This is a genomic window from Geoalkalibacter ferrihydriticus DSM 17813 (genome assembly GCF_000820505.1).
GTDB lineage: Bacteria > Desulfobacterota > Desulfuromonadia > Desulfuromonadales > Geoalkalibacteraceae > Geoalkalibacter > Geoalkalibacter ferrihydriticus.
In genome coordinates, this window is sequence record NZ_JWJD01000009.1 from 25891 (window position 1) to 46742 (window position 20852).

At 60.6% G+C, this 20852-nt stretch carries 21 protein-coding genes and 1 riboswitch; of the genes, 7 read left to right on the forward strand and 14 right to left on the reverse strand.

What is annotated here, in order from left to right; genetic code table 11:
- Positions 1-150: 150 nt before the first annotated feature.
- From GFER_RS15610 to GFER_RS15620, 3 genes are all read left to right on the forward strand, one after another.
- Positions 151-2952, forward strand: coding sequence for a hybrid sensor histidine kinase/response regulator (locus tag GFER_RS15610; RefSeq protein WP_052446496.1), 2802 nt, complete (start codon positions 151-153; stop codon positions 2950-2952).
- A gap of 43 nt (positions 2953-2995) precedes the next feature.
- The gene (locus GFER_RS15615) at positions 2996-3349 is read left to right on the forward strand and encodes a PilZ domain-containing protein (RefSeq protein WP_052446497.1); all 354 of its coding nucleotides are present in this window, start codon (positions 2996-2998) and stop codon (positions 3347-3349) included.
- Positions 3350-3538: 189 nt separating this feature from the next.
- Positions 3539-4609, forward strand: a complete 1071-nt coding sequence (locus tag GFER_RS15620) for a 3-deoxy-7-phosphoheptulonate synthase (RefSeq protein ID WP_040100905.1) — start codon at positions 3539-3541, stop codon at positions 4607-4609.
- 66 nt (positions 4610-4675) lie between these two features.
- On the opposite strand, the gene lhgO is transcribed toward GFER_RS15620, so the two are convergent.
- A complete protein-coding gene (lhgO, locus tag GFER_RS15625; RefSeq protein ID WP_040100906.1) occupies positions 4676-5881 on the reverse strand; it encodes an L-2-hydroxyglutarate oxidase in 1206 nt (401 codons plus the stop codon).
- Positions 5882-6136: 255 nt separating this feature from the next.
- Between lhgO and GFER_RS15630 the strand changes: the two genes are divergently transcribed.
- Entirely contained in the window at positions 6137-7060 is a 924-nt protein-coding gene (locus tag GFER_RS15630) for a diguanylate cyclase (RefSeq protein ID WP_040100907.1), read from the forward strand.
- 8 nt (positions 7061-7068) lie between these two features.
- Here GFER_RS15630 and GFER_RS15635 read toward each other — a convergent pair whose 3' ends face one another.
- The 13 genes from GFER_RS15635 to GFER_RS15695 all read right to left on the reverse strand — a co-directional run bounded on the left by GFER_RS15635 (position 7069) and on the right by GFER_RS15695 (position 18538).
- Positions 7069-7728 (reverse strand): DUF3047 domain-containing protein, encoded by a 660-nt coding sequence (locus tag GFER_RS15635; protein ID WP_074669447.1) that lies wholly within the window; start codon positions 7726-7728, stop codon positions 7069-7071.
- Between the two features lie 8 nt (positions 7729-7736).
- Positions 7737-8027 carry a sll1863 family stress response protein gene (locus GFER_RS15640; RefSeq protein ID WP_040100910.1) on the reverse strand — a complete coding sequence of 97 codons (291 nt, stop codon included), beginning with the start codon at positions 8025-8027 and terminating at the stop codon, positions 7737-7739.
- A 28-nt stretch (positions 8028-8055) separates the two neighbouring features.
- On the reverse strand, positions 8056-8214 hold the full coding sequence (locus tag GFER_RS18375; RefSeq protein ID WP_040100911.1) for a YqaE/Pmp3 family membrane protein: 159 nt from the start codon (positions 8212-8214) through the stop codon (positions 8056-8058).
- 75 nt (positions 8215-8289) lie between these two features.
- Complete coding sequence (locus GFER_RS15650; RefSeq protein WP_040100913.1) at positions 8290-9828, reverse strand: 4Fe-4S binding protein; 1539 nt, start codon at positions 9826-9828, stop codon at positions 8290-8292.
- Positions 9825-10748: a DUF362 domain-containing protein gene (locus GFER_RS15655; RefSeq protein ID WP_139171936.1), complete on the reverse strand. Its 924-nt coding sequence runs from the start codon at positions 10746-10748 to the stop codon at positions 9825-9827. The genes GFER_RS15650 and GFER_RS15655 overlap by 4 nt, the downstream gene beginning before the upstream one ends.
- 14 nt (positions 10749-10762) lie before the next feature.
- Entirely contained in the window at positions 10763-11368 is a 606-nt protein-coding gene (locus tag GFER_RS15660) for a glycine betaine ABC transporter substrate-binding protein (protein ID WP_040100915.1), read from the reverse strand.
- 67 nt (positions 11369-11435) lie between these two features.
- Positions 11436-12788 (reverse strand): right-handed parallel beta-helix repeat-containing protein, encoded by a 1353-nt coding sequence (locus GFER_RS15665; protein WP_040100917.1) that lies wholly within the window; start codon positions 12786-12788, stop codon positions 11436-11438.
- Positions 12789-12823: 35 nt separating this feature from the next.
- Positions 12824-14662 (reverse strand): outer membrane protein assembly factor BamB family protein, encoded by a 1839-nt coding sequence (locus GFER_RS15670; protein WP_040100918.1) that lies wholly within the window; start codon positions 14660-14662, stop codon positions 12824-12826.
- Positions 14659-15702, reverse strand: coding sequence for a carboxypeptidase-like regulatory domain-containing protein (locus GFER_RS15675; RefSeq protein WP_139171934.1), 1044 nt, complete (start codon positions 15700-15702; stop codon positions 14659-14661). The genes GFER_RS15670 and GFER_RS15675 overlap by 4 nt, the downstream gene beginning before the upstream one ends.
- Positions 15703-15769: 67 nt before the next feature.
- Positions 15770-16726: a permease gene (locus GFER_RS15680; RefSeq protein WP_040100921.1), complete on the reverse strand. Its 957-nt coding sequence runs from the start codon at positions 16724-16726 to the stop codon at positions 15770-15772.
- Complete coding sequence (locus GFER_RS15685; RefSeq protein WP_040100922.1) at positions 16719-17228, reverse strand: FmdE family protein; 510 nt, start codon at positions 17226-17228, stop codon at positions 16719-16721. The genes GFER_RS15680 and GFER_RS15685 overlap by 8 nt, the downstream gene beginning before the upstream one ends.
- A gap of 11 nt (positions 17229-17239) precedes the next feature.
- Positions 17240-18121 (reverse strand): AAA family ATPase, encoded by an 882-nt coding sequence (locus tag GFER_RS15690; protein ID WP_040100923.1) that lies wholly within the window; start codon positions 18119-18121, stop codon positions 17240-17242.
- A gap of 93 nt (positions 18122-18214) precedes the next feature.
- Positions 18215-18538: a hypothetical protein gene (locus GFER_RS15695; RefSeq protein WP_040100924.1), complete on the reverse strand. Its 324-nt coding sequence runs from the start codon at positions 18536-18538 to the stop codon at positions 18215-18217.
- A 226-nt stretch (positions 18539-18764) separates the two neighbouring features.
- Positions 18765-18876: riboswitch (TPP riboswitch) on the forward strand.
- A 61-nt stretch (positions 18877-18937) separates the two neighbouring features.
- Here GFER_RS15695 and thiF point away from each other — a divergent pair.
- The 3 genes from thiF to GFER_RS15710 are packed head-to-tail and all read left to right on the forward strand — an operon-like array spanning position 18938 to position 20781.
- Entirely contained in the window at positions 18938-19744 is an 807-nt protein-coding gene (gene thiF / locus GFER_RS15700; RefSeq protein WP_040100925.1) for a sulfur carrier protein ThiS adenylyltransferase ThiF, read from the forward strand.
- A gap of 34 nt (positions 19745-19778) precedes the next feature.
- Entirely contained in the window at positions 19779-19979 is a 201-nt protein-coding gene (gene thiS / locus GFER_RS15705) for a sulfur carrier protein ThiS (protein ID WP_040100926.1), read from the forward strand.
- A 28-nt stretch (positions 19980-20007) separates the two neighbouring features.
- Positions 20008-20781, forward strand: coding sequence for a thiazole synthase (locus GFER_RS15710; RefSeq protein WP_040100927.1), 774 nt, complete (start codon positions 20008-20010; stop codon positions 20779-20781).
- The last annotated feature ends 71 nt before the right edge of the window (positions 20782-20852 follow it).

Genomic DNA, 20852 nt, shown 5'->3' on the forward strand with positions numbered 1-20852 from the left:
TTCTGCTTGACAACCTGCGATTTCCCCGCTCTGTCGGTCTGAATTTTACTTGACGCCGGCCAGAAATCAGAATAAGGTTTTCCTAATTATTTTTCGCTATACTTAAGACTTTTGTTTTAGTTTGCTCAGGCAGAGAGAAGCCGACCCTCCATGGCCCAAAGTCACGAGGAAAATGTCCCGGCAACTACGGATGCCCACCCCGGAATTCTGGTCGTCGAAGATTCGCCGAGCGTCTCGCGCCTTATCGCCGAGCGCCTGCGTCAGGACGGTTACCGCGTTTATCAGGCTTTCTCAGGAAGCGAGGCCCTGAACGGGTGCCGCGCCCAGGCTCCGGAATTGCTGCTTCTTGATTTTCAACTCGGCGATATGTCCGCGGCCGAACTGGTCCGGGCCCTTGATCGCCAGGGACTGAAAATCCCCTTCGTCATCATGACCGGCCAGGGCGACGAACGCACCGCGGTCAAGATGATGAAGCTGGGCGCACGCGATTACCTGGTCAAAGATGAACAACTTCTTGCGCAGTTGCCGCGGGTGGTCAGGCGAACGGTCGGCCAGATCCTCGTCGAAAATCGACTCGCGGCGACGCAGAGGCTGCTGCGGGAACGTGAAGAACGGATCCAGGCCGTGATTCGGACATTGCCCGACTGCGTCTGGGTCATCGACGCCAAGGGCCTGTGCCTGGAAGTCATTTCTTCCGGAGCCGATCCCATCGCGCCCCTGCAGATGTTATCGGGCGGACGACATCTTGGCGACGTTTTCCCCCCGGACCTCATTACCGATTTCCTGGCAACCATCGCTGCGGTGCTTGCCTCCGGCGCCGTTCAGGTACTCGAGTACGCCGTGGAAAGCGGTGGGACAACCTGGTGGTTCGAAGGGCGCGCAACCCCTCTCGGCGGAGGCGAATCCCAGGCGGTGGTCTGGGTTGGGCGCGACATCACGCATCGCAAATGCAGCGAAGCGCAATTGCGCCAGGCCAAGGAGGTAGCGGATGCGGCCTCCTTGGCCAAGAGTGCGTTCCTGGCCAACATGAGCCATGAAATCCGCACGCCGCTCAATGCCGTCATCGGCATGAGCGGTCTGCTGCTCGATACGCCGCTGGATGACGAGCAGCGCGATTTCGCCGAAACCGTGCGCATCTCGAGCGAAGCACTGCTCACTGTCGTCAACGACATCCTTGATTTTTCCAAAATCGAGGCCGGAAAGCTTGAACTCGAAGCCAACAGGTTCAACCCGCGCCAGGCGGTCGAAGACGTCATGGACATGCTCTCCATGACAGCGGCCGAAAAGAGCCTGGGCTTTTCCAGCATGATTCATCATGATGTACCCCAGTGGCTGCTGGGCGACGCCGGGCGCCTGCGGCAGGTGCTCGCCAATCTTGTCGGCAACGCGCTTAAATTTACCGCCACGGGCGACGTGATGATTCGGGCCATCCCCCAGAGTGAATCCGCCGAACAGGTCAAAGTTCTTTTCACCGTGACCGACACGGGCCCCGGCATCAATGAGCAGGCCCGGGACAAGCTCTTTCAGGCATTCAGCCAAGTCGACCCCTCCACCACCCGCAGATATGGCGGCAGCGGCCTGGGCCTTGTCATATCGCGCCAGTTGGTTGCCCTGATGAAGGGTGAAATCGGCGTCGAGAGCACCCCCGGAGAGGGCTCCACGTTCTGGTTCACGGCCTCCTTTCAGAGAGTTCCGGATCAGGCGGATAACAACGCGGCCGCTTCCAGCACTTTGTCGCAGCGACGGGTGCTGGTATTGGATCGCAACCCCTTGACCCGCCAGGCGCTCAGGGATAGCATCCGCCAGTGTGGTTGCCGTTGCGGCGAGATCGGAGCGCCGGAGCTGGCCCAGGAGAAGCTTTTGCACGCCGCGGCGGCGGGCGACCCCTTTCATCTGTTACTCGCCGACCTTGACACTCTCGGAGACCAGGCTGAGCCCACGGCGCAAGCCATCCGCCTGCATCCTGAGCTGGTCAATACCTCATTGATCTTCGTGGTGGAAAGAGACGCTGCTGATTCAAGCCCGCCGCTTGTTGCGGCCGGGAGCGCGGCTTACCTGCGCAAGCCAGTGCGGCTCTCGCGCCTGCGTCAGTTGCTTGAGGGCGTGGATGGCCGACCTGCAGCCCTGAACACCGGCTCAGACCAAACGGCTTCAGGAGTCCCATCGACATCCGACGCCGAGCGCCCCTATCGCCTGCTGGTCGCCGAGGACAATCCCGTCAACCAGAAAGTGGCCGTAAAAATATTGCAAAACCTGGGGCTGCGGGCCGACACGGTCGCCAACGGACGCGAAGCACTCATCGCCTGGCAGAATTTGCCCTACGACCTGATCCTGATGGACGTGCAGATGCCCGAACTCGACGGCATCGCCGCCACCGTGCGGATTCGCGAAATCGAACAGGAGCGCGGCGGCCACACCCCCATCGTCGCCATGACCGCTCACGCCCTGACTGGTGACCGTGAAAACTGTCTGCGTGCAGGCATGGACGACTATCTCGCCAAACCCGTCGACCCGGGGGCACTGGCCCGCATCATTTTCCATCACCTGCGCGCCGACAGGCAAACCCCAGAGCCTGCGGAACAGCCCGTGGTTCCTTCACCGTCGGCCGCTTTTGATGCAGCGACCCTGCTGCAGCGCCTTGAGGGTGACAGGGATTTTTGCTGCGAACTGATCCAAACCTTTCGCGACAGCTTTCCCGGGCTGATCCGGGAGTTGCAAAACTGCCTCGCGCAAGGCAAAATGGAGCAATTGCGGCGCCAGGCTCACGCCATCAAGGGTGCATCTGCCAATGTGGAGGCGCTGGCAATCAAGCAACTCGCCACGGACATCGAAGCGGCGCTGAACGACGAGGACCGGATTGGCGTATCCCGTTTGTGCGAACAACTGCCCCCCGGGTTCGCGGCATTTGTCGCGCAAACCGATTTATTCATGGCGCAAAGCCAGATTGATTGACCACTCAGCCGGGGCATCCGGGCCCTGTCAGGAGACATTTCACATGGAAGAGAAAAGACGTTTCGGCCGCATTCCCTTCGGCAGCTCCGTTACTCTGGAAATCGAGGGACAGGAGGTCGCCGCGCACCTTCTCGACCTCTCCCTCAAAGGCGCCAAGGTCAGCCTGCCCCTCTCCAAAAGTCTCAACCGCGAGACCCCTTGCCGCTTTCTTCTGCGGCTCGCCGACCATCTCACCCTGGACTTTCGCGCCCTGATCGTTCACCAGGAAGGCGAAACCCTCGGCTTGAAATTCGTGGAAGCGGACCCGGAGAGCTTTGCGCACCTCCTGCGCCTGATGGAGCTCAACAGCGGCGACAGCGACAAGATCGAACGCGAGATGCAAAACCTCGGCAGCTAAGACCCTCCCCCCAACCCCACATTCCCCCTTTGGGCTTTGTCCACAGGGCGGGGAAGGATTCTCCCGCCGCAAATGCCAGTTTGACAGAGGCGCGATTCTTCGCGTAAAGTGCCCTATTCACCGTACTGCGGAGCTGGGAGCAACCCAGTCGGGGGTGCGCACCTACTGTCGAAAAGGGGGACGTTCACCATGTATCGCACCAACAATCTGAAAGTCAAAGCGCTCACACCCATCGTTTCACCCTCGGATCTCAAACAGGTTTTTCCCCTCTCGGAACGCGGCGCGCAATACGTCACCCAGTTTCGCAAGCAGGTGGTGGACATCATCAAGCACCGTGATCCACGCCTGATGGTGGTGGTTGGTCCCTGTTCCATTCACGATCCCCGCGCGGCTCTGGACTACGCCGAACGCCTCGCGCGCCTCCACCGTGAACTAGCCGACGATCTGTTTTTGGTCATGCGGGTCTATTTTGAAAAGCCGCGCACCACCATCGGCTGGAAGGGGCTGATCAATGATCCCGACCTCAACGGCACCCACCAGATTTCCAAGGGACTGGGCGTTGCCCGCGGGCTGCTGTGCACCATTACCGAACTGGGTCTGCCCATAGCGGGCGAAATGCTTGACCCCATCACACCTCACTATCTGGCCGACACGGTCAGTTGGGGCGCCATCGGCGCGCGCACCACAGAATCCCAGACCCATCGGGAAATGGCCAGCGGATTGTCCTTCCCGGTCGGTTTTAAAAACGGCACCGACGGCAATCTGCAAATCGCCATCGACGCCATCGGAGCGGCGCTGCATCCCCACAGCTTTCTCGGCATCAACAACGAGGGGCGCAGCGCCATCGTTCAGACGCTGGGCAATCCGGACGTGCATATCGTGTTGCGCGGTGGCAACGACAAACCCAACTATTTTCCGGAAGATATCGCCAAAACAGAAAAGATGCTGATTAAGGCAGGGCTTGAGAATTCGATCATGGTGGATTGCAGCCACGCCAACAGCTACAAAAACCACGAACGACAGGAAGAGGTGCTGATCAATGTCATCGGGCAGATCGCGGCAGGCAACCGCTCCATTTGCGCACTGATGGTCGAGAGCAACATCTGCTCCGGCAACCAGCCCATCGCCAAAACCCTGGCGGAACTCAAATATGGCCAATCCATCACCGACAAATGCGTCGACTGGGAAACCACCGAGCGCATGCTGCGCCATGCTGCCGCCGAATTCAAAAAGTGCGGCGGTCGTCGACTGAGCACCTGAGCCAAGTCGCGCGGCTCAGCTTTGCGAATCTCGAAGCCCGGCCGCGTGCCGGGCTTTTTTCGTGCGTCAGGAACCCTCTGCCCTGAGACGCGCCACGATACTCGCGCCGATAGCCAAAGAGGCAGTAGCCGCGGGCGAGGGCGCGTTGAGCACATGCATCATGCCCGGCGCGGCGAGGATGCGGAAATCGTCAATCAATTGCCCCGTCGGCGCGACGGCCTGGGCGCGCACCCCGGATCCGCGCGCACCGAGGTGCTCTAATTGCAGCGCAGGCACCAGCCGTTGCAGATCGGCAAGAAACAAACGGCGGCTGAATGAGCGGCGATATTCACGCAGGCCCAACCGCCAGAACTGCGGAACCAGCCGCCAGAACCCCTTAAATGCGAGGATTTCCAGTGCGTCCCGGAAGTTGAAACTGGTGCGCCCATAGCCTTCGCGCTTCCAGGCCAGAACAGCATTGGGTCCGGCTTCGACCCGCCCGTCCATCATGCGGGTCAGATGCACACCCAGAAAGGGCAGTGCCGGATCGGGCACCGGATAGATGAGATGGCGCACCAAACCGGCGGCCTTGGGCTTTAAGCAGAAATATTCCCCGCGAAAGGGAAGAATGGACAAATCTGGAGCGACCCCGCACTGCCGCGCCAGGCGATCACTGAACAGTCCCGCGCAGTTGATGAGATAGCCGCAGCGCAGACGCCCGGCCGGGCCGCTGAGTTCGTATTCCTTTCCTTGGGCCGCGATCTTTCGCACTTCCCACCCTGTGCGGACCTCGCCGCCGCGCCGGCGGATCAGTCTTGCCAGAGTTTGCGCGACCTGCACAAAGTCAACGATACCCGTTTGGGGCACGTGCAGTGCTCCGACTCCGCGAACCTGGGGCTCATAGGCGCCCAAATCCTCTTTCGCCAGCCGCTGGATGCCTTCCAGCCCATTGGCCGCAGCGCGGCGCTGCAATTCGTCCAGACGGGGCAACTCTTCCTCGCAGCCTGCCACCACCAGTTTGCCGCAGCGCTCATGGGGGACCTCATGCTCCGCGCAGAACCGGTAAAGTTCCTCGCGCCCGCGGGTGCAATTGAGGGCCTTGAGCGAGCCGGGGCGATAATACAGGCCGCTGTGAATCACGCCGCTGTTATGACCGGTCTGGTGCATCGCCAGGCGGGGTTCTTTTTCCAGGACCACGACCGAATCAGCCCCCTCCAGCAACAGACGCCAGGCCGTCGCCAGCCCGACGATCCCCCCGCCGACCACGGCATAGGCAAAGCTTTTGCTGCTCATGGCGACCTCGTCATGTTTTATTTTCCGTAAAATTTTCGGGAGGAAAAAGCAACCCTAGCGCCCTTTTTTTTAAAATGGTAAAAAACTTTCAAGCCATACAAGGCGTACACATCCTTGTTGTTTTTTCGTAGTGACTCAGCAACACTGCCTGATCGTGCCCTGGGGTACGGGCTGAACACTTACGTTTTTTCTTTACAAAAATTCACAACTCACTTAAAATTTAAACAAATTAATTTTAAGGTCTAAATATTAGGTATGGAAAGTACCCTACTTGTCATTGATGACTCGAAAGTCGGTCGTCAGCACATTCTGGAAATCCTCCAGCAGACCGCCCTGTTTCAAAAGTTTCATGAGGCGGGTGACGGCTTGGAGGGTTTCAAGAAAATCCTCGCCCAACCGGTGGATGTGGTGCTTTGCGATGTGGACATGCCTGGCATTGATGGCTTCAAATTTCTTGCCATGGTCAAAACTCGTGAGGAGTTACGCGACATTCCGGTCATCATGCTCACCGGCAAGGAAAACCGCGAGGACAAAATTCGCGGACTCGAACTGGGCGCCAGTGATTACGTGACCAAACCCTTTGATCCGGGCGAACTGGTGGCGCGTGTCAAGGTTCAGCTCAAGATCAAATCCCTGCAGGACAGCCTCAAGGAAAGCAACCAGTTGCTGTTGGAGCTTTCCAACACCGACCCCCTGACCCGTCTGTCCAACCGTCGCCACCTGATGGACACCCTGGCCCGCGAATTCAAGCGCAGCGACCGCGCGGGAACCCCCTTCGCTTTGGTCATGGTCGACATCGACCATTTTAAAAAAATCAACGATACCTACGGCCATCAGGTCGGCGACGAAATCCTGATAGACATGGCCGATCTGTTGCGCAGCCATTTGCGCGAGTACGATCTGGCCGCGCGCTATGGCGGGGAAGAGTTCGCCCTGGTGCTGCCCGAGACCGAACTGGACCGTGCTCTGCACGTTGCCGAGCGTCTGCGCGCCTCGGCCAGCGAGTTAAAATTCGCGGGCCCAATGGCCGGTGAAAAATTGACGGTCAGCCTGGGGGTGGCCTGCGCCCCCCATCCCGACATCAATTCAGTGGACGACTTGATCCGCATGGCCGACGATGCCCTTTACAAAGCCAAAAACGAGGGCCGTAATTGCATCAGAAACATGAACGAGCTGTAAACCATCCCCTACTGCGCGGATATGCGCAGATCGTCATAACAGGCGCTCGCCTCTTCGAGCGTATTATCGGTGTCGGTCATGATGGCAAGGGCACCGACCTTTGGCGGTTCCTCACCAAAAATCATCCGATAGTCCTCCAGCACGTTGCGTTTCTCGCTCTGCCACTTTCCGACATTTACTTCCCCGCTCTGCACGGCCAGCATCACCGCCCGTGAAAAAAAGGGATTAGGCACGAATTCGCCGCGCTCCAGCCGATTGGCCCAGATGTAATTGATGGAACGTGTGCGAAACGGCAGCCAGTGGGGAAAGACGACATAGACGCGCGCGGCGTAGTCATCGCCGTCCTTGCGGCGCGCATCGCCTCGGGTCAGGATATTGTTAACGCGCCAACGCCAGCTCAGATAGGGATAGTCATGGAGGGAATAGCTTTTGCGGTAAATCAGCCCGGAAGCAGCGGCCCGGCTTACAGCGCGCAGGCAGTGGCCGTCTCCCTCGGCCACCACCTGGTATTCGGTATGCCCGTGGAAGGATTTTTCTTCCCAGTGCGGACTCAGCCCATCCTCGAAATCATCGATGACAATCTCAGCGGGCCGTTCGGCGCGCGCCGCCTCGACCGGCGATAGCACAAGACACAGAAACAAGAGCAACCCAAGCTTCAGCATAGACATAAACGCTCTCAGAAGCGCTCTTTGGCTTTATCCCAGGCACTCTTGAGTTCTGCGACCGCCTTGTCGATGCCGTCGCGCATCTTGTGCCAGGCTTCATCGCTGCTTTTCTGCAGTTCTTTGAGGCGTTCCCGAACATTTTCGCGCCGTTTCTTGAGTTCTTCAATCTGCTGATCAAACTTCATCTGGCTTTCCGCGCCGGCCTTTTTCGCGCGGGCTTTGAGAACATCGAATTCGGCATTCCACTCCTCGAGCTGCGCTTCGATCTTCCTGCGATAAGCTTCTTTTTTTTCCTTGTCCATCTTGACCTCCCCAAGTTAGAGCTTCCGGTCATTTCTTGGCGATGATCCACACGGCATGCACCAGCCCGGGAACATACCCCAGCAGGGTCAGCACAATATTGAGCCAGAAATGCTTGCCGATCCCCACCTGCAGAAAGACCGCGAGGGGCGGCAATAACACGGCGATCAGAACGCGCACCAGATCCATGACAAATCCTCCGGGAAAAGATGAGAGAGCACTTTGTGAAGTTATCGCAATTTACTGGAAATGCAAGGGGAGGGCTCAGGCCCAGGGATCAAAGGGGCGACGGCTTTCGCCTTCGTTGGTGACGCGCACGGGACTGATGCCTTCTACGGGACAGCGGGTTTCGCAGATACCACAGCCGATGCAGAGTCTGCGCACCACGCGTGGTAATTTGACCAGACGTTCTTCATCCCCCACCTGTACCGGGCGCACGTCAAAGACAATGGCTTTTTCTCCGGTGGGACAATGTTCCTCGCACACCAGGCACTCTTCGCCGCGGGCAAAGGGAATACAGCGGTTTTTATCGAACACGGCGATGCCGATCACCGTTTTGTGTTTTTCTTCAAGGCTCAAGGGGCGGATGGCGCCGGTGGGACACACCTGCCCGCACAGCGTACAGTTATACTCGCAGTAGCCGATGCGCGGCACCAGCACCGGCGTCCACAGCCCGGTGGGTCCGGCATCGAGCAGCGCCGGATGCAGCGCGCCGCCGATACACACTTTCATACATTCGCCGCAGCGAATGCAGCGCTGCTGAAACTCTTTCTCGGCCACCGCTCCGGGCGGGCGCAGCAGATAAGAATGGCGCTGCCACACCGCCGGCGTCACCCCAGCCACCGGAGCCAGCACCATCCCGGCAGCCAGAGAGGTCAGCAGGCCGCGCCGCGAGAGATTCACCCCGCGCCCGGCGCGGGGGCGACCCCAGGCCCAGCGCACCCGACCCTGGGGACAAAACCCTTCGCAATCCAGACAGACTAGGCATTCTCCGCCCCGGTGTCCGGCATCGGTCACGGCGCCGCTGCGGCATTGCTGCAAACAGGCGCTGCAGTCGGCGCAGGGCGCAACAGGCTCGCGACGTAGCAGGGCATGGCGCGCGCACAGACCGAACAACGCCCCCAGGGGACAAAGATTTTTGCACCAGAAGCGGCGCTCGATTTTTTCCAGAGCGATGATGGCGAAAAAGACCAGCAGGGTCAGTACGGCCAGGGTGAAAGCCGGCGGATGAAAGGAGAGCAGATAAGTGTCGACAAAGGGATAAATCCGGTCGGCCAGGGGCGAAACGAAGGGCACCGGATTTTGATAGAGCCTGTCAAAGACACCGTTGGCGATCAGATTCCAGGCGGGGTACAGGCTCAGGGTCAGGGTGCGCAGAAAAATGGCGAGGGGATCAAACAGACCAAAGAGCTGCAGGCCGAAGAATCCGGCGGCCACCAGAAAGATGAGCAGATAATACTTGCAGCGGCGCCACCCTGCGGATACCGGCCCGCGACCACGCCCCACCACCCGGCCGAGACCGTCGAGGGTGGTGCCCAGGGGGCAGATCCAGCCGCAGAAAAAGCGCCCCAGCACGAAGGTCAGCAGCACCACCAGCAACGCCGGCCACAACAGGCTCCAACCGAAGGAACCGGGAGCCAGAGCATCGGCCAAAGCCGCCAGGGGGTCGATGCGAAACAGCAGACTTACGGGATAGGCCAGTTGGTCCTTGCCGCGATATTCGGTCAGAACAAACAGCAAAACAAAGCCGCCCAGACACAAGAGTTGGACGGCGATGCGCAGGTATCTCCAACTGACTTTCAAACCCGCTCGATCCTTTCAGGATCCATGGTTCCGAGACCGCGCCGGGCAGCCTCGACAATCATTTCAATGTCGGTCGGGTCATGACCGAAGAGACTGCAGGCCGCGGCATCCGCAGCGACGATATCCGCCGAGGCAATTAAGGTGTCGGTCACGCGCACATCTTCGAGCCGTCCGCCCTGCGGGCCATTGGCCACGAGAATCCGCACCGCATCGATAAGGGTCAAATCTGAATGCACCACGGTATTGATGTCGGCCAGCGACTCGGACAAGCGGCGATGCAGCACGCCGCGATTGCCGCCGATGACGCCCATGATGTTCTTGAGACCGAGAGTGAGGGTAGACAAGCCATGATGCTTGGCAATGGGGAGGTTGATGAAGCGATCAGCCTCAATGGCGGGCACATAAAAAGGCCAGTTGGTGAGTTCAACGCCCTTCTGGATGGCGATATCCCGATAAGCGCGGCGGTCCATGTGCTCGACGCGCACCCGGTCGGACCTAATGGCCGTCACCGCCTCTTCGATACCGCTGTTCACATAGCAGCGGCGCGCGTCGTTGGCGCTGCGGTCAAACACCTGCACGCTGCGCGCGCCGGCTTCCAGGCAGTGCTCGACCACCGCTTTGACGACCAGCGGATTGGTATTGGCCGCGGTTTCCGGGCTGCGATCCCAGCCGATATTGGGTTTGACGATGACGCTTTCGCCGCGCCCGACGAATTTTTCCATGCCGCCCAGGGCTGCCAGGGTTTCAGCCACCAGGGCCTCGATATCCTGTCCCTTGCGCACCGCCACAGCCACGCGGCCGGTGTCGGCGCGGGCGGGCAGCGCCAGCAGGTCGAGCACCGGAAAGCTGCCAAGGGTTGCGGCGGCAATCGCCCCGTGCAGGCTCCGGCGCACAAAACGTCGTCGGTCCAGTCGGGTCATAACCAACTCCTTGCTTAAATCAGGCGATTTTCCCGCAAAAAGGTGCGCGCCACATCCCGCGCCGCCTGATCCCGGGATTTTTGTTCCAGGGCGGCGAGAGTAGCCTCATCGATGGTGCCCCCGAGGCGCCCGATCAACCGTGCCAAGGCCGGAAATCTGCGCAGGGTATCCCGCCGGACCACCGGAGCGGCCTGATCGGAAACCAGAGCGGCGCTTTGCACCTGCCGGTCAAAACCAAAGGGCTCAAGCCAGATCAGGTTCATATCCTGGCTGAAACGGGATTTAACCGCCTGGAAAAGGTCTGCGGGATCTTCGATGGGATCGCCGCCGAGAATTTCAAGCTGCCCAAGGGCCGTGTAGCCGATTGTGATATCGACATTGGCCCGCATCTGCGCATCGTGGATCGCGGCCGGAGACTCGAACTGCTCGATAGTCACCGCAGTTCCTGTGCGCTCGCTGATCAGCAGGGCCACAATTTCCGCCAGCAGGGTCTGCTGTGGATCAGCCGTGGTGCCCAGGGTCAGAGTCTTGCCCACGCAGGCTGCGGCCTGACCGGCCAAACCGCCCAGCATCAGGAACACCATACCCAACACCAGAGTCCGTGCCACTATGTTTTTCATTGCATCCACTCCCTTCGAACAGATTGTTTCGCGGTCACCGGAGTCATGGAATCCGGGCCGATTATTCTTAACGCGGGCCAGCGTCGAGAACCGGCGCGCCCAGCCAGGGGCTGAAATGAACGACATCGAGCACACCGCCGCCCTCGGAATCACCTAACTCTACCTCAGGCTGGTCCTTACGGTCAAAAAAGATCGAAGGATTGCCCCCTGAGCCACCGGCGGCCAACTGGGCGGTATCTTCACCCCACCAGTTGCTTGAGGCATCGATAAAATCCTGTGTCGGGGCATCCGCCCCTGCCCGAGGCTGAGCCGGACCAGAGAATCCCGCCTCGCGCTGGGTGCCAGGCGGGCGAGCACCAGCGGCACTCTGAAAACTTCCCAACTTGACGGCCAGGGGATTGTCCAAAAAATTATTGTCGCGAATCCGCGGGTAAGAAGAAAAATCGCAGAAAACGGCGACTCCATTGGAAGAAAACACATTGTGCGACACCAGGGGATCGGCGCGCCGCGTGTTTTGCAAAGCGGTTCCATTTCCCTCGAATAGATTGTGTAGAAACTCGCCGGTGGCGAACTGGTCGCTCTTCACGGCCGTGCCGTTGCCCAGGAAACGGTTATCGGACAACAAAGGCTGCGAAAAGGTTCCGCTCTCCAAGGCGATGCGGTTTTGCTCAAAGAGATTGCCCCTGACCAGGAGGCCCTCGCCGATACGGCTGCAGTTCAGGCCGCGATCATTGTTGACAAAGCGGGTTTCACGGATTTCGCCGGAAATTTTCTGCAGCAGCACAATTCCCGCGCCATTGTCAGCAAAACGACTACTGAAAACATTGAGCCGGCAACCGTTGGTGACACGCACCCCGGCCTCGCCATGCATCGTAAAAACGCTGTCGCGCACATCGACCAAGGATTTGAGATCAGCATCCACGCCGACCTGGTTGCGCTCAAAGCGACTGCCCATAACCAGCAGATGTGCTTCGCGCAAGGCCTTGATTGCGGTCGTGCAGTCCCTGAACACCACCTGGTCGAGGTGCATTTCCGCGGCCTGGACACTCAGCGCCACCGCAGCCTTGGAAAAGCGTGCATGCCGAATGCGCGGTGGCTCCTGAGGGCGATCGACCAGGATGCCCTGCCAGCCGTGCGGAGTGAGAAATTCAACCGGCGCCTCGGCTTCGCCAGCCACCTGCAAAACACCCTGGATGCGCAATGTGCTATCCGCCGTCGCGGCTCGCACGCGTGTGCCCGGAGCGATATCCAGACGCGCACCCGCGGGCACCACCACCGGGCCGGTCAGCAGCACCTCGCCCGACCAGTGCACCGCGCCGTGAAGTTCGCCCGCGATTTCAACGGCCAGGGTGTGGCGCGCGGGCACGAGCGCGAACAGTGCGCACAGCATCAATCCGATCAAAAGTTGCGCGCGCTTCATTATCCTACCTTGCCCATTGCCCAGACCTTTTCGACTCAGGGTGCGGAGTTTTCAACCCGCAGAACATGGAGCGCTCCGTCGCGGGCACCGAACAGCACCTGTTGTCCCAGCGCCGCGGGCGCTCCCTGAATGGCTTCGCCCACCGGCCATCGCGCCAGGGATTCGCCGCTGTCGAGGTTGAAGACTTCGAGGTTTCCGTTGTTGTCGCCAACAAAAATTCGACCCTGGTGAACCAGGGGAGTGGCATACGAGGGCCCGCTCAATGTGCTGCGCCAGATCACCTGGCCATCGGCGGACAAGCGCCACAGACCACCTCCGGCAGTGGCGACCACCAGGGTGGCGTCGACAAAGACCGGAGCGGCATAAAAACAGGTTTCATCCAGAGCCCGCTGCCAGAGAATCTCCCCCGCGAAGGAGAGCGCCGTCAGCGTGCCCGCGCGACCCAGCACCACCAACCCCTGGGGAGTCAGCGCAGGCGCGCTCAGCAGGGGCTCTTCCAGACTCAATTGCCAGTGAAGGCGCCCGTCGCGATGCAGGGCACTTATCCGCCCTGCCGTATCGGCCAGGTAAATGTACCCGTCATGCACCGTCGGCGCGGCACGCAGGGCATCCCCGGCGTCAAAGGACCAACGCGGCGCACCACTCTTTTTGTCTAAAGCATGGAGCGTGCCATTCCAGGCCGGTACCAGCAGCAGATCATCCAACAGCACCACCCCGCCCTGGCGATGATCGTCCGCCGGCGAGGGCTCATAAACAAAACGCCAGAGCAGCCGCCCGTCGCGCAAACTCAAGGCGAACACTTCCCGCCCCCAGGTTTGTCCGAAGACCGCTTGGGCATCAGCAGCGAGAGGCGCGTCGATCACCTCGCCGAGTTGCCGACGCCAGACGCGGCGCCCCCGGTCGTCAAAGGCACTCAGGGTGCCGTCCCAGGACGCCGCCAGAACAGGCCCTCCGACCGGCAAAGGAGGGGCATCCACAAAGCCCTGGGAGACATGGCGGCGAACTTCTTCGAGTTGCACAGCGTCCCGCGGTCCACTCCCAGGGCGCCAGGAATCGGCGGGCGCGACCGTTACGGTACCGATTTCGGGGTCAATGCGACTGTCGTAGATGTGCTCGGCGATGGTCTTGGCATCGGTGCTTCCCCACCAGTTGTCATGCGGGGCGACATCCCCGACAAAGAAATCACCCAGGCGCAGATGAAATTCGTTGGCGTAGAAATTGTTCTGGTGAATGGGCGAGGAGCGATCCTTCTCGAAGAGAAAAATTCCGGCCGGGTTGTAGCGAAAGATATTGCGCGTAATTTCGATCTGCGAATCGCGGAAATTGATGCCCTTGCTGATGTTGTGCTCGACCAGGTTGTTGCGGATGGTAAAGCGGCTGTTGCCGAGCCGGGTACCGTCGATGTTGTTGCGGATCACGCAATCTTCGATGATGCCGCGCGTAAAATGTGCGTGCACGCCGTAGGCCGAATCGCGGAGTTCGCAGAACTGCAGGTGCACTTCGGGCGAGAAGTTGATATGGATTTCCAGCCAGTCCCCCGCCCGGGGTTCAGCCTCGGCGCTGCGAAACACGATGGGTGCAGAGCGCGTACCGCGCGCGATGAGACGTCCGTCGACCTCCAGGGTCGCATCGCCGAGGCCGTCCTGGCTGAGGTCGCGGCGCACGAAGGCGATGTCGGTGCCCGGAGCGATGGTCAGGGTGGCGCCGCGGGCCACCTTGACCGAGCCATCGATGAGAATGCTCCCTGACCAGTAGGTGTCTTCGTCAAGCACACTGTCGTGCAACACCAGGGGCTCTGCCGGAGGCTCGGCGTGGCGGGGCGCGGCACAGGCGGCGGTCGCCAGGGCGATCAGAACGACCAGCAGCGCCCTCACCACATTTCTCCGACGGTGATATCGATATCTTTAAGTTGCTCGCCGGCCTCGATCAGAATACTGCCGTCGGCGCTTCCGGCATAGGCACCGATGAATTCGTCGGGCTCGGGCGCGCCACCCAGGGAGCGCCGGGCGCTGACATAGAATTGTCCTTCGTGGGGAAAGGAGAGCACATAACGGCCCTCGGCATCCGTGGGCTGCGAGACGAAAAGAGGGCGATTGAGCATCTGCGGATCGTCGTACAGCAAGACCCGCATCCCCGCCACCGGTTGTCCCTGGCGATCACGCACCAGGCCGGAGATGCTGTTGCGCCCGAACAGACTGCCCTGCAACTCATCGACGCGCTGCGGCAGTTCCTGCAAAGAGATTCTGATCCGACTCAGCGCGCCAGGCAGAATCCGCAAAGGATTGCCGTGCCAGTAGCCAAAGTGGTCACCGGCCTGCAGCGGCCCCATGGCGGAGCTTTGCTGGCGCTTGCGCACCATGAAGTAATAACTGCCGGGCGGCAGGGGGTTGGCGAACAGCCCGTCAGGCCCGGTCGGTCCGAGGATGGCGTAGCCCATGCCCTTGAGCCGGGAGCTGGGATCAAGATAGACGTAAATCAGCGCATCTGCGACGGGCCGACCTTCGTAAACAACCTGGCCGAGCACCCCCTCGTCCAAATCCGCCGCAGCCTCGAAGTCCGCTTCCAGCGCGCGCACCAAACCGAGATTCACGCCGTGCAGTCCGTCCTGCGTCACTCTGACCGGATTGCGCCCATAGAAACAAAACCAGCCGTTGCCGCGGGCGACCAGATAGTATTCCCCCGCGGCGGGCAGGTTGAGGGTAAACAGGCCGTCCTCCCCGGTGGGGGCGGAAAGATGGGACGGCTCACCGTCCAGGGACAGGCTGTCAATGGGCCAGGCGCCCACGCGGATGCCGGCCTCCCCCTGGCGATCCGGACCGGCCGCCTTGCCGGACACGGCGACCGTGGCCGCGGCCTGGCCAAACCACAGAAATACTGAGAGGACCATCGAAAAAACGAAAAAAAAGAATCGCATGAAAAAAAACTCCGTCCGCAAAAGGCAGAAAATCGTCAAGCGACCCGGCGCAAGCGACAGAACTCCATCAGGACAAAACCTGGTAGATCAGGCCCAGCAGAATCGACCCGACGAGCCCCAGGGCCAGGAAAACCGCGACCACCCGCCCCCGGAACATGCCCCACAGGGCGGCAATGGCAGGCAGGCTGGTGACCGGCCCCGCCATGAGCAGGGTGAAGGCCGCGCCCTGATCGATGCCCCGGTCGAGCAGCCCGGCAAGAATGGGGATGAGGGGAATCTGGTTGGTCGGCAGGGGCAGACCGATGAGTGCCGCGTTCACCAGCGAGAGAAAGTTCGGCTGGCCGACCAGAACCAGGATCCAGGAGATGGGCACCAGCGCGACAATCAAGGCCTTGAGAAGGATGGCCAACAGCAGGTACTTGCCGGTGAACAGAGCGGCGTCCAGCGTCCGATCGACAATGAAACGCAGTCGACTGCGGCGGGGCGTGATACTCATGCTTTTCACCGCGATGCCGTGGGCCCGGCCGATTTCGGCGGCCGTGGCCAGAGTGCCATCCTCGCGATACATGGGTTTGAGCTTGAGCAGGTCACCGGCCAGGTAGCCTTGGCGCACCAGGGCCAGAGTAACGAGCCCGGCACTGATGCCGAGGACGCCTGAACCAACGACCTTGAGTACCGCCCACTCCATACCCAGACCCCGATAGGTCAGCAGCAGCGCATCGGGTCCCATGGTCGGCGAGGTCGCCAGCAACGCCAGCAAGGGCGGCAAAGGCGTGCCCATCATCGCCAGAGAAATGGCGATGGGCAGAATACCGCAGGCGCACAGGGGTGAAACCATGCCGACGATCACCGCCAGCAAAATACCCCAGATGCCGGCGCGATTAAGCAGGGTGCGGATCTTGAGGTCGAGCTTGTACCCCTTGATGACCCCGACCAGCACGCAGGCCAGCAGAAAAAACCACCACATGCGGGTGATTTCGTCGTAAATGACCAGCCACATCTGCTGCAGAACCGACTCAGGCATGGGTCTCCTTCGACCAGGCAATATCCGCTTCAGCCTCGCGAACGTCGAGCAGGTCCTCCTCGGGAAGGGTGCGCAAACGCTGTAGCAACTGGTCCAGAAACAGCGCCTTTGCACTGTGGCGGCGTTGCAGCACCGCGGCATCGAGGGTGGGGCGATCCCGTTCCAAAGCCTCGTCCAGGTGGCGGTATTCCCAGGCCAGATCCAGGGTGGCGCGACGCAGGACCACTTCCAGCCCGCGAACGCCGCCGCGGTGCCCTACAAGCAGAGCATGGCGCCCCTCGTCCCGGACGTGCAGGGAGCCGTCCGCTTCGCTGCAACCGGTAGCCACCGCAATTCCGTCAACGGCGCAGGTGCGCAGCAGGTATACGGCGCGCAGGGGTACCTCGCCCAGTCGCCGACGCGCGGCAAACCCCATGCGCCCGCCGAGAGTGCTCATCGGACAATAATGGCCGTGGCGCTGATGAATCCTGTCGAAAAGCTGCGCGGGGGGAAGCACCTGCATACACGGAATCCTTAGAATTCGTAGTGGTGCGGACAGTCCATGTCGCGGATCTGATGATACTTGGCCGTCATGTCGGGGGTGAGGAACTGGCGGATTTCCTTGAGGGCCTTTTCGAAATGCGCCAAGGTCACGACCGTCGCATCTTCCTTGATGGCATTGACCGTGGCGCGCTTGCACAGACTCTCGATGTCCCAGCCGACATAGCCCTCGGAGGCTTCGGCCAACCGCTGAGGGTCGATGTCGGCGGCAAGGTTGGGCATACGCGCCATATAGATATCGAGAATACCCCGGCGGTCGATGGCGGTGGGCGGATGCACGAACACCTTGCGGTTGAATCGCTTCTTTTCCTTGATGATGGCTTGATCTACCGTGTCGATGCGGTAGCAGGAGCCGAGCAGCATCAGCCCTTCGACACCATGGATGCGATCAATCTGTTCAATGAACAGGCGGGTCAGTTCCTTGTCGGCAAAGGTCGGCGGAATGGCGCGAAAATTTCCCGGTCCCCATTCGTAATCACAGCCGGCGCGCGGCGCCAGCCATTCACAATCGGAGATAAACAGCACGCAGGGCGCCTCATGAATGGCGCAGTCGAAGGCCTCCACCAACTCCTGACCCTTGCCGAGCATCTCCTGTCCGGAAATATAGACGAAGGACACCCCGGCCTCTTTCGCGCAAGCCTCGGCGAGCATGGTGATGCCGGTGCCCAGGGGTCCCCAGAGCATCACACCCGAAGGCAGGCCGAGATTATGGCGGCGGATCAGTTCGGGTTTTTTGAGGGGCAGGCAAACCATTTCCCGCAAAGTTTCCTTGACGTCGGCATAACCGCCGACATCGTCCCAGCCCAGCACGGGATCGCGTACTTCATAGAAGATGTTCTGCAATTTACGATGCATGTGAGGTCCATTTCCCTTTCAGTTCAAGCCGGCACGGCAGCCGACAAAACAGCAACTTGTGTGCCATCAAAAACAGCCAGAAGGAAGGTTTCTTTAAAGCTCGTTGAGCAGGCGATAGATTTTTTGCTCCAACTGCCACACTCCCGCAGCCAGATCGGCTGCCCCCTCTTCTTCCAGCAGCAACCGCGCCCGATCAAGCTGCGCATGACTTTTGAGCAGCACCGGGGTGAGTTTTGCTTCCAGCTTGATGCGCGGGATCTCTCCCACCAGCTCGCGATACTCATCGAGTGCCGCGGCGGCCTCTTGCACCTGGCGATGCGAGCGAGCAGGTTCGGCCTCCCCATTGCCCTGAAGCGAGCGTGCAAATCCCATCACCTCGTCAACCAACTCGCGATATCGTTCCGATACGTTCATCATGACAAAAAAAGCCTCTCCGGATTGCGTCTTCTCATCCGTTTTTGAATCATTTGAATGCCCGGCAGCTCGGCCAGATCCGAAACCGCGCTCTCTGCGCGGCACAATCTTTGATCATAATGAAAAAGCGTCCCCCCTGACAACCAAAAAACGCCGGAAAATCTATTGACTTGCAGCAACGCTCATGATAATTTTTCGGGGCTGGGAATGAAAAAGAAAACAACCAGAACGAACGCCCTAGGGGAGTGCAAACTGAGAGTTCCGCCGGCCGGCAGGCCGCTGGAAGACCCTTGGAACCTGATCCGGCTCACACCGGCGTAGGGAAGCGGCGTCACAGCAGATCGCACTGTCTGCCGAGGCCGCATTTTGCGGCCTTTTTTCGTTTGGGGACACTGTCAATTGATGAATATCCGGATTAACGAACAACACACCAGCCTGCCCCCCGGAACCACCTTGTTTGAGGCGCGCAGCCGCTGCAAGCCCGACGCCGACGTCCTGATCGTCAACGGGTTTCCGGCGGCGGACGATCTGCCCCTGCACGACGGTGATCGCGTTGTGCTCATCCGGCGCGGCGAGCAGCCGTCGGCCACCGAACTCGAAGCTCTGATGGCCGCGCGGCACACGCCGGGAGTTCACGAGCGGGTCAAACAGGCCTGCGTGGGCATCGCCGGCGCCGGCGGGCTCGGTTCGTCCGTGGCGGTGGCTCTGGCGCGCATCGGCATCGGGCGTCTGATCCTTGCCGACTTCGACGTGGTCGAACCTTCCAATCTCAACCGTCAGCAGTATTTCGTCGATCAGATCGGCCAACCCAAAGTCGAGGCGCTGCGCGACAACCTGGCGCGCATCAATCCCTATGTCGAGGTCGAAATTTTCAACGCGCGCCTGACCTCGGAAAACATCGCCGCGGTTTTCGCCGACGCGCAGATACTGGTCGAGGCTTTCGATGCCGCCGCGCAAAAGGCCATGCTGGCGGAAACCTTTCGCCACCATTATCCCGACCGACCTTTGGTCGTCGCCTCGGGACTGGCAGGCTACCAGCCATCCAACACGATAATGACCCGCTGGATCAGCCCGCAACTGGTGCTGGTGGGCGACGGCCACAGCGCCGCGCGTCCCGGCGAAGGCCTGATGGCGCCGCGTGTCGGCATCGCCGCCCATCACCAGGCCAATGCGGTGCTGCGCCTGCTGTTGGGCGAGACTCCCGAATAAAACCTTTCCGGAAGGCATTTTCAAGAGGGCAACCATGAAAGTTACAGTCAACGGAGAATCACGCGACCTGTCCGCTCCCATGAGCGTCGCTGACTACCTGAGCACCCTGGGTCTTGACGCCGAACGCGTGGTCGTCGAGCACAACCGCTCGATTCTGCCCCGCAGTGATTTCGCTGGAGCCGGCCTCGCCGAGGGCGACACCCTGGAAATCATTCAGTTCGTCGGCGGCGGATGAACCCACCAACGAAAAGAGGAACTTTCCCATGAACGACTTGATCATCGCCGGGCGACACTTTCACTCGCGGCTTCTGGTGGGCACCGGTAAATTCTCTTCCAATGCGGCAATGGTGGCTGCCATGGAGGGCTCGGGCAGCGAAATCGTCACCGTAGCGCTGCGCCGCGTCGACATCGACAATCCCGACGACAGCATGCTCTCGCATATCGACCGCGAGCGCTACCTGCTGCTGCCCAACACCAGCGGCGCCCGCGACGCCCAAGAGGCAGTGCGCCTGGCGCGCCTGGCGCGGGCGGCAGGCTGCGAGCCCTGGGTCAAACTCGAAGTCACCCCCGATCCCTACTACCTGCTGCCCGATCCCATCGAAACCCTGAAGGCTGCCGAAATTCTCGTCAAAGAGGGCTTTGTGGTGCTGCCTTACATCAACGCCGACCCGGTGCTCGCCAAGCATCTGCAGGAAGTCGGCACCGCCACGGTCATGCCGCTGGGCGCCCCCATCGGCACCAACCGCGGCCTGCGCACCCGCGACCAGATCGCTATCATCATTGAGCAGGCCATCGTACCGGTGGTGGTCGATGCGGGCCTCGGCGCGCCCTCGCACGCGGCTGAAGCCATGGAACTCGGCGCCGACGCGGTGCTCGTCAACACCGCCCTGGCCGTGGCACGCGACCCGGGCGCCATGGGCAAGGCCTTCAAAAAAGGTGTCGAGGCGGGCCGGGAGGCGTTCCTCGCCGGACTCGGCGAGCAACGCGAAAAGGCTGAGGCCTCCAGTCCCCTAACGGGATTTTTGCGGGACAAATAACAATCACTGAAAAACCTCTTTGGCGGGATTGACAGGATCGACAAGGCGACATTCTGAGTCACGAGCGTCCT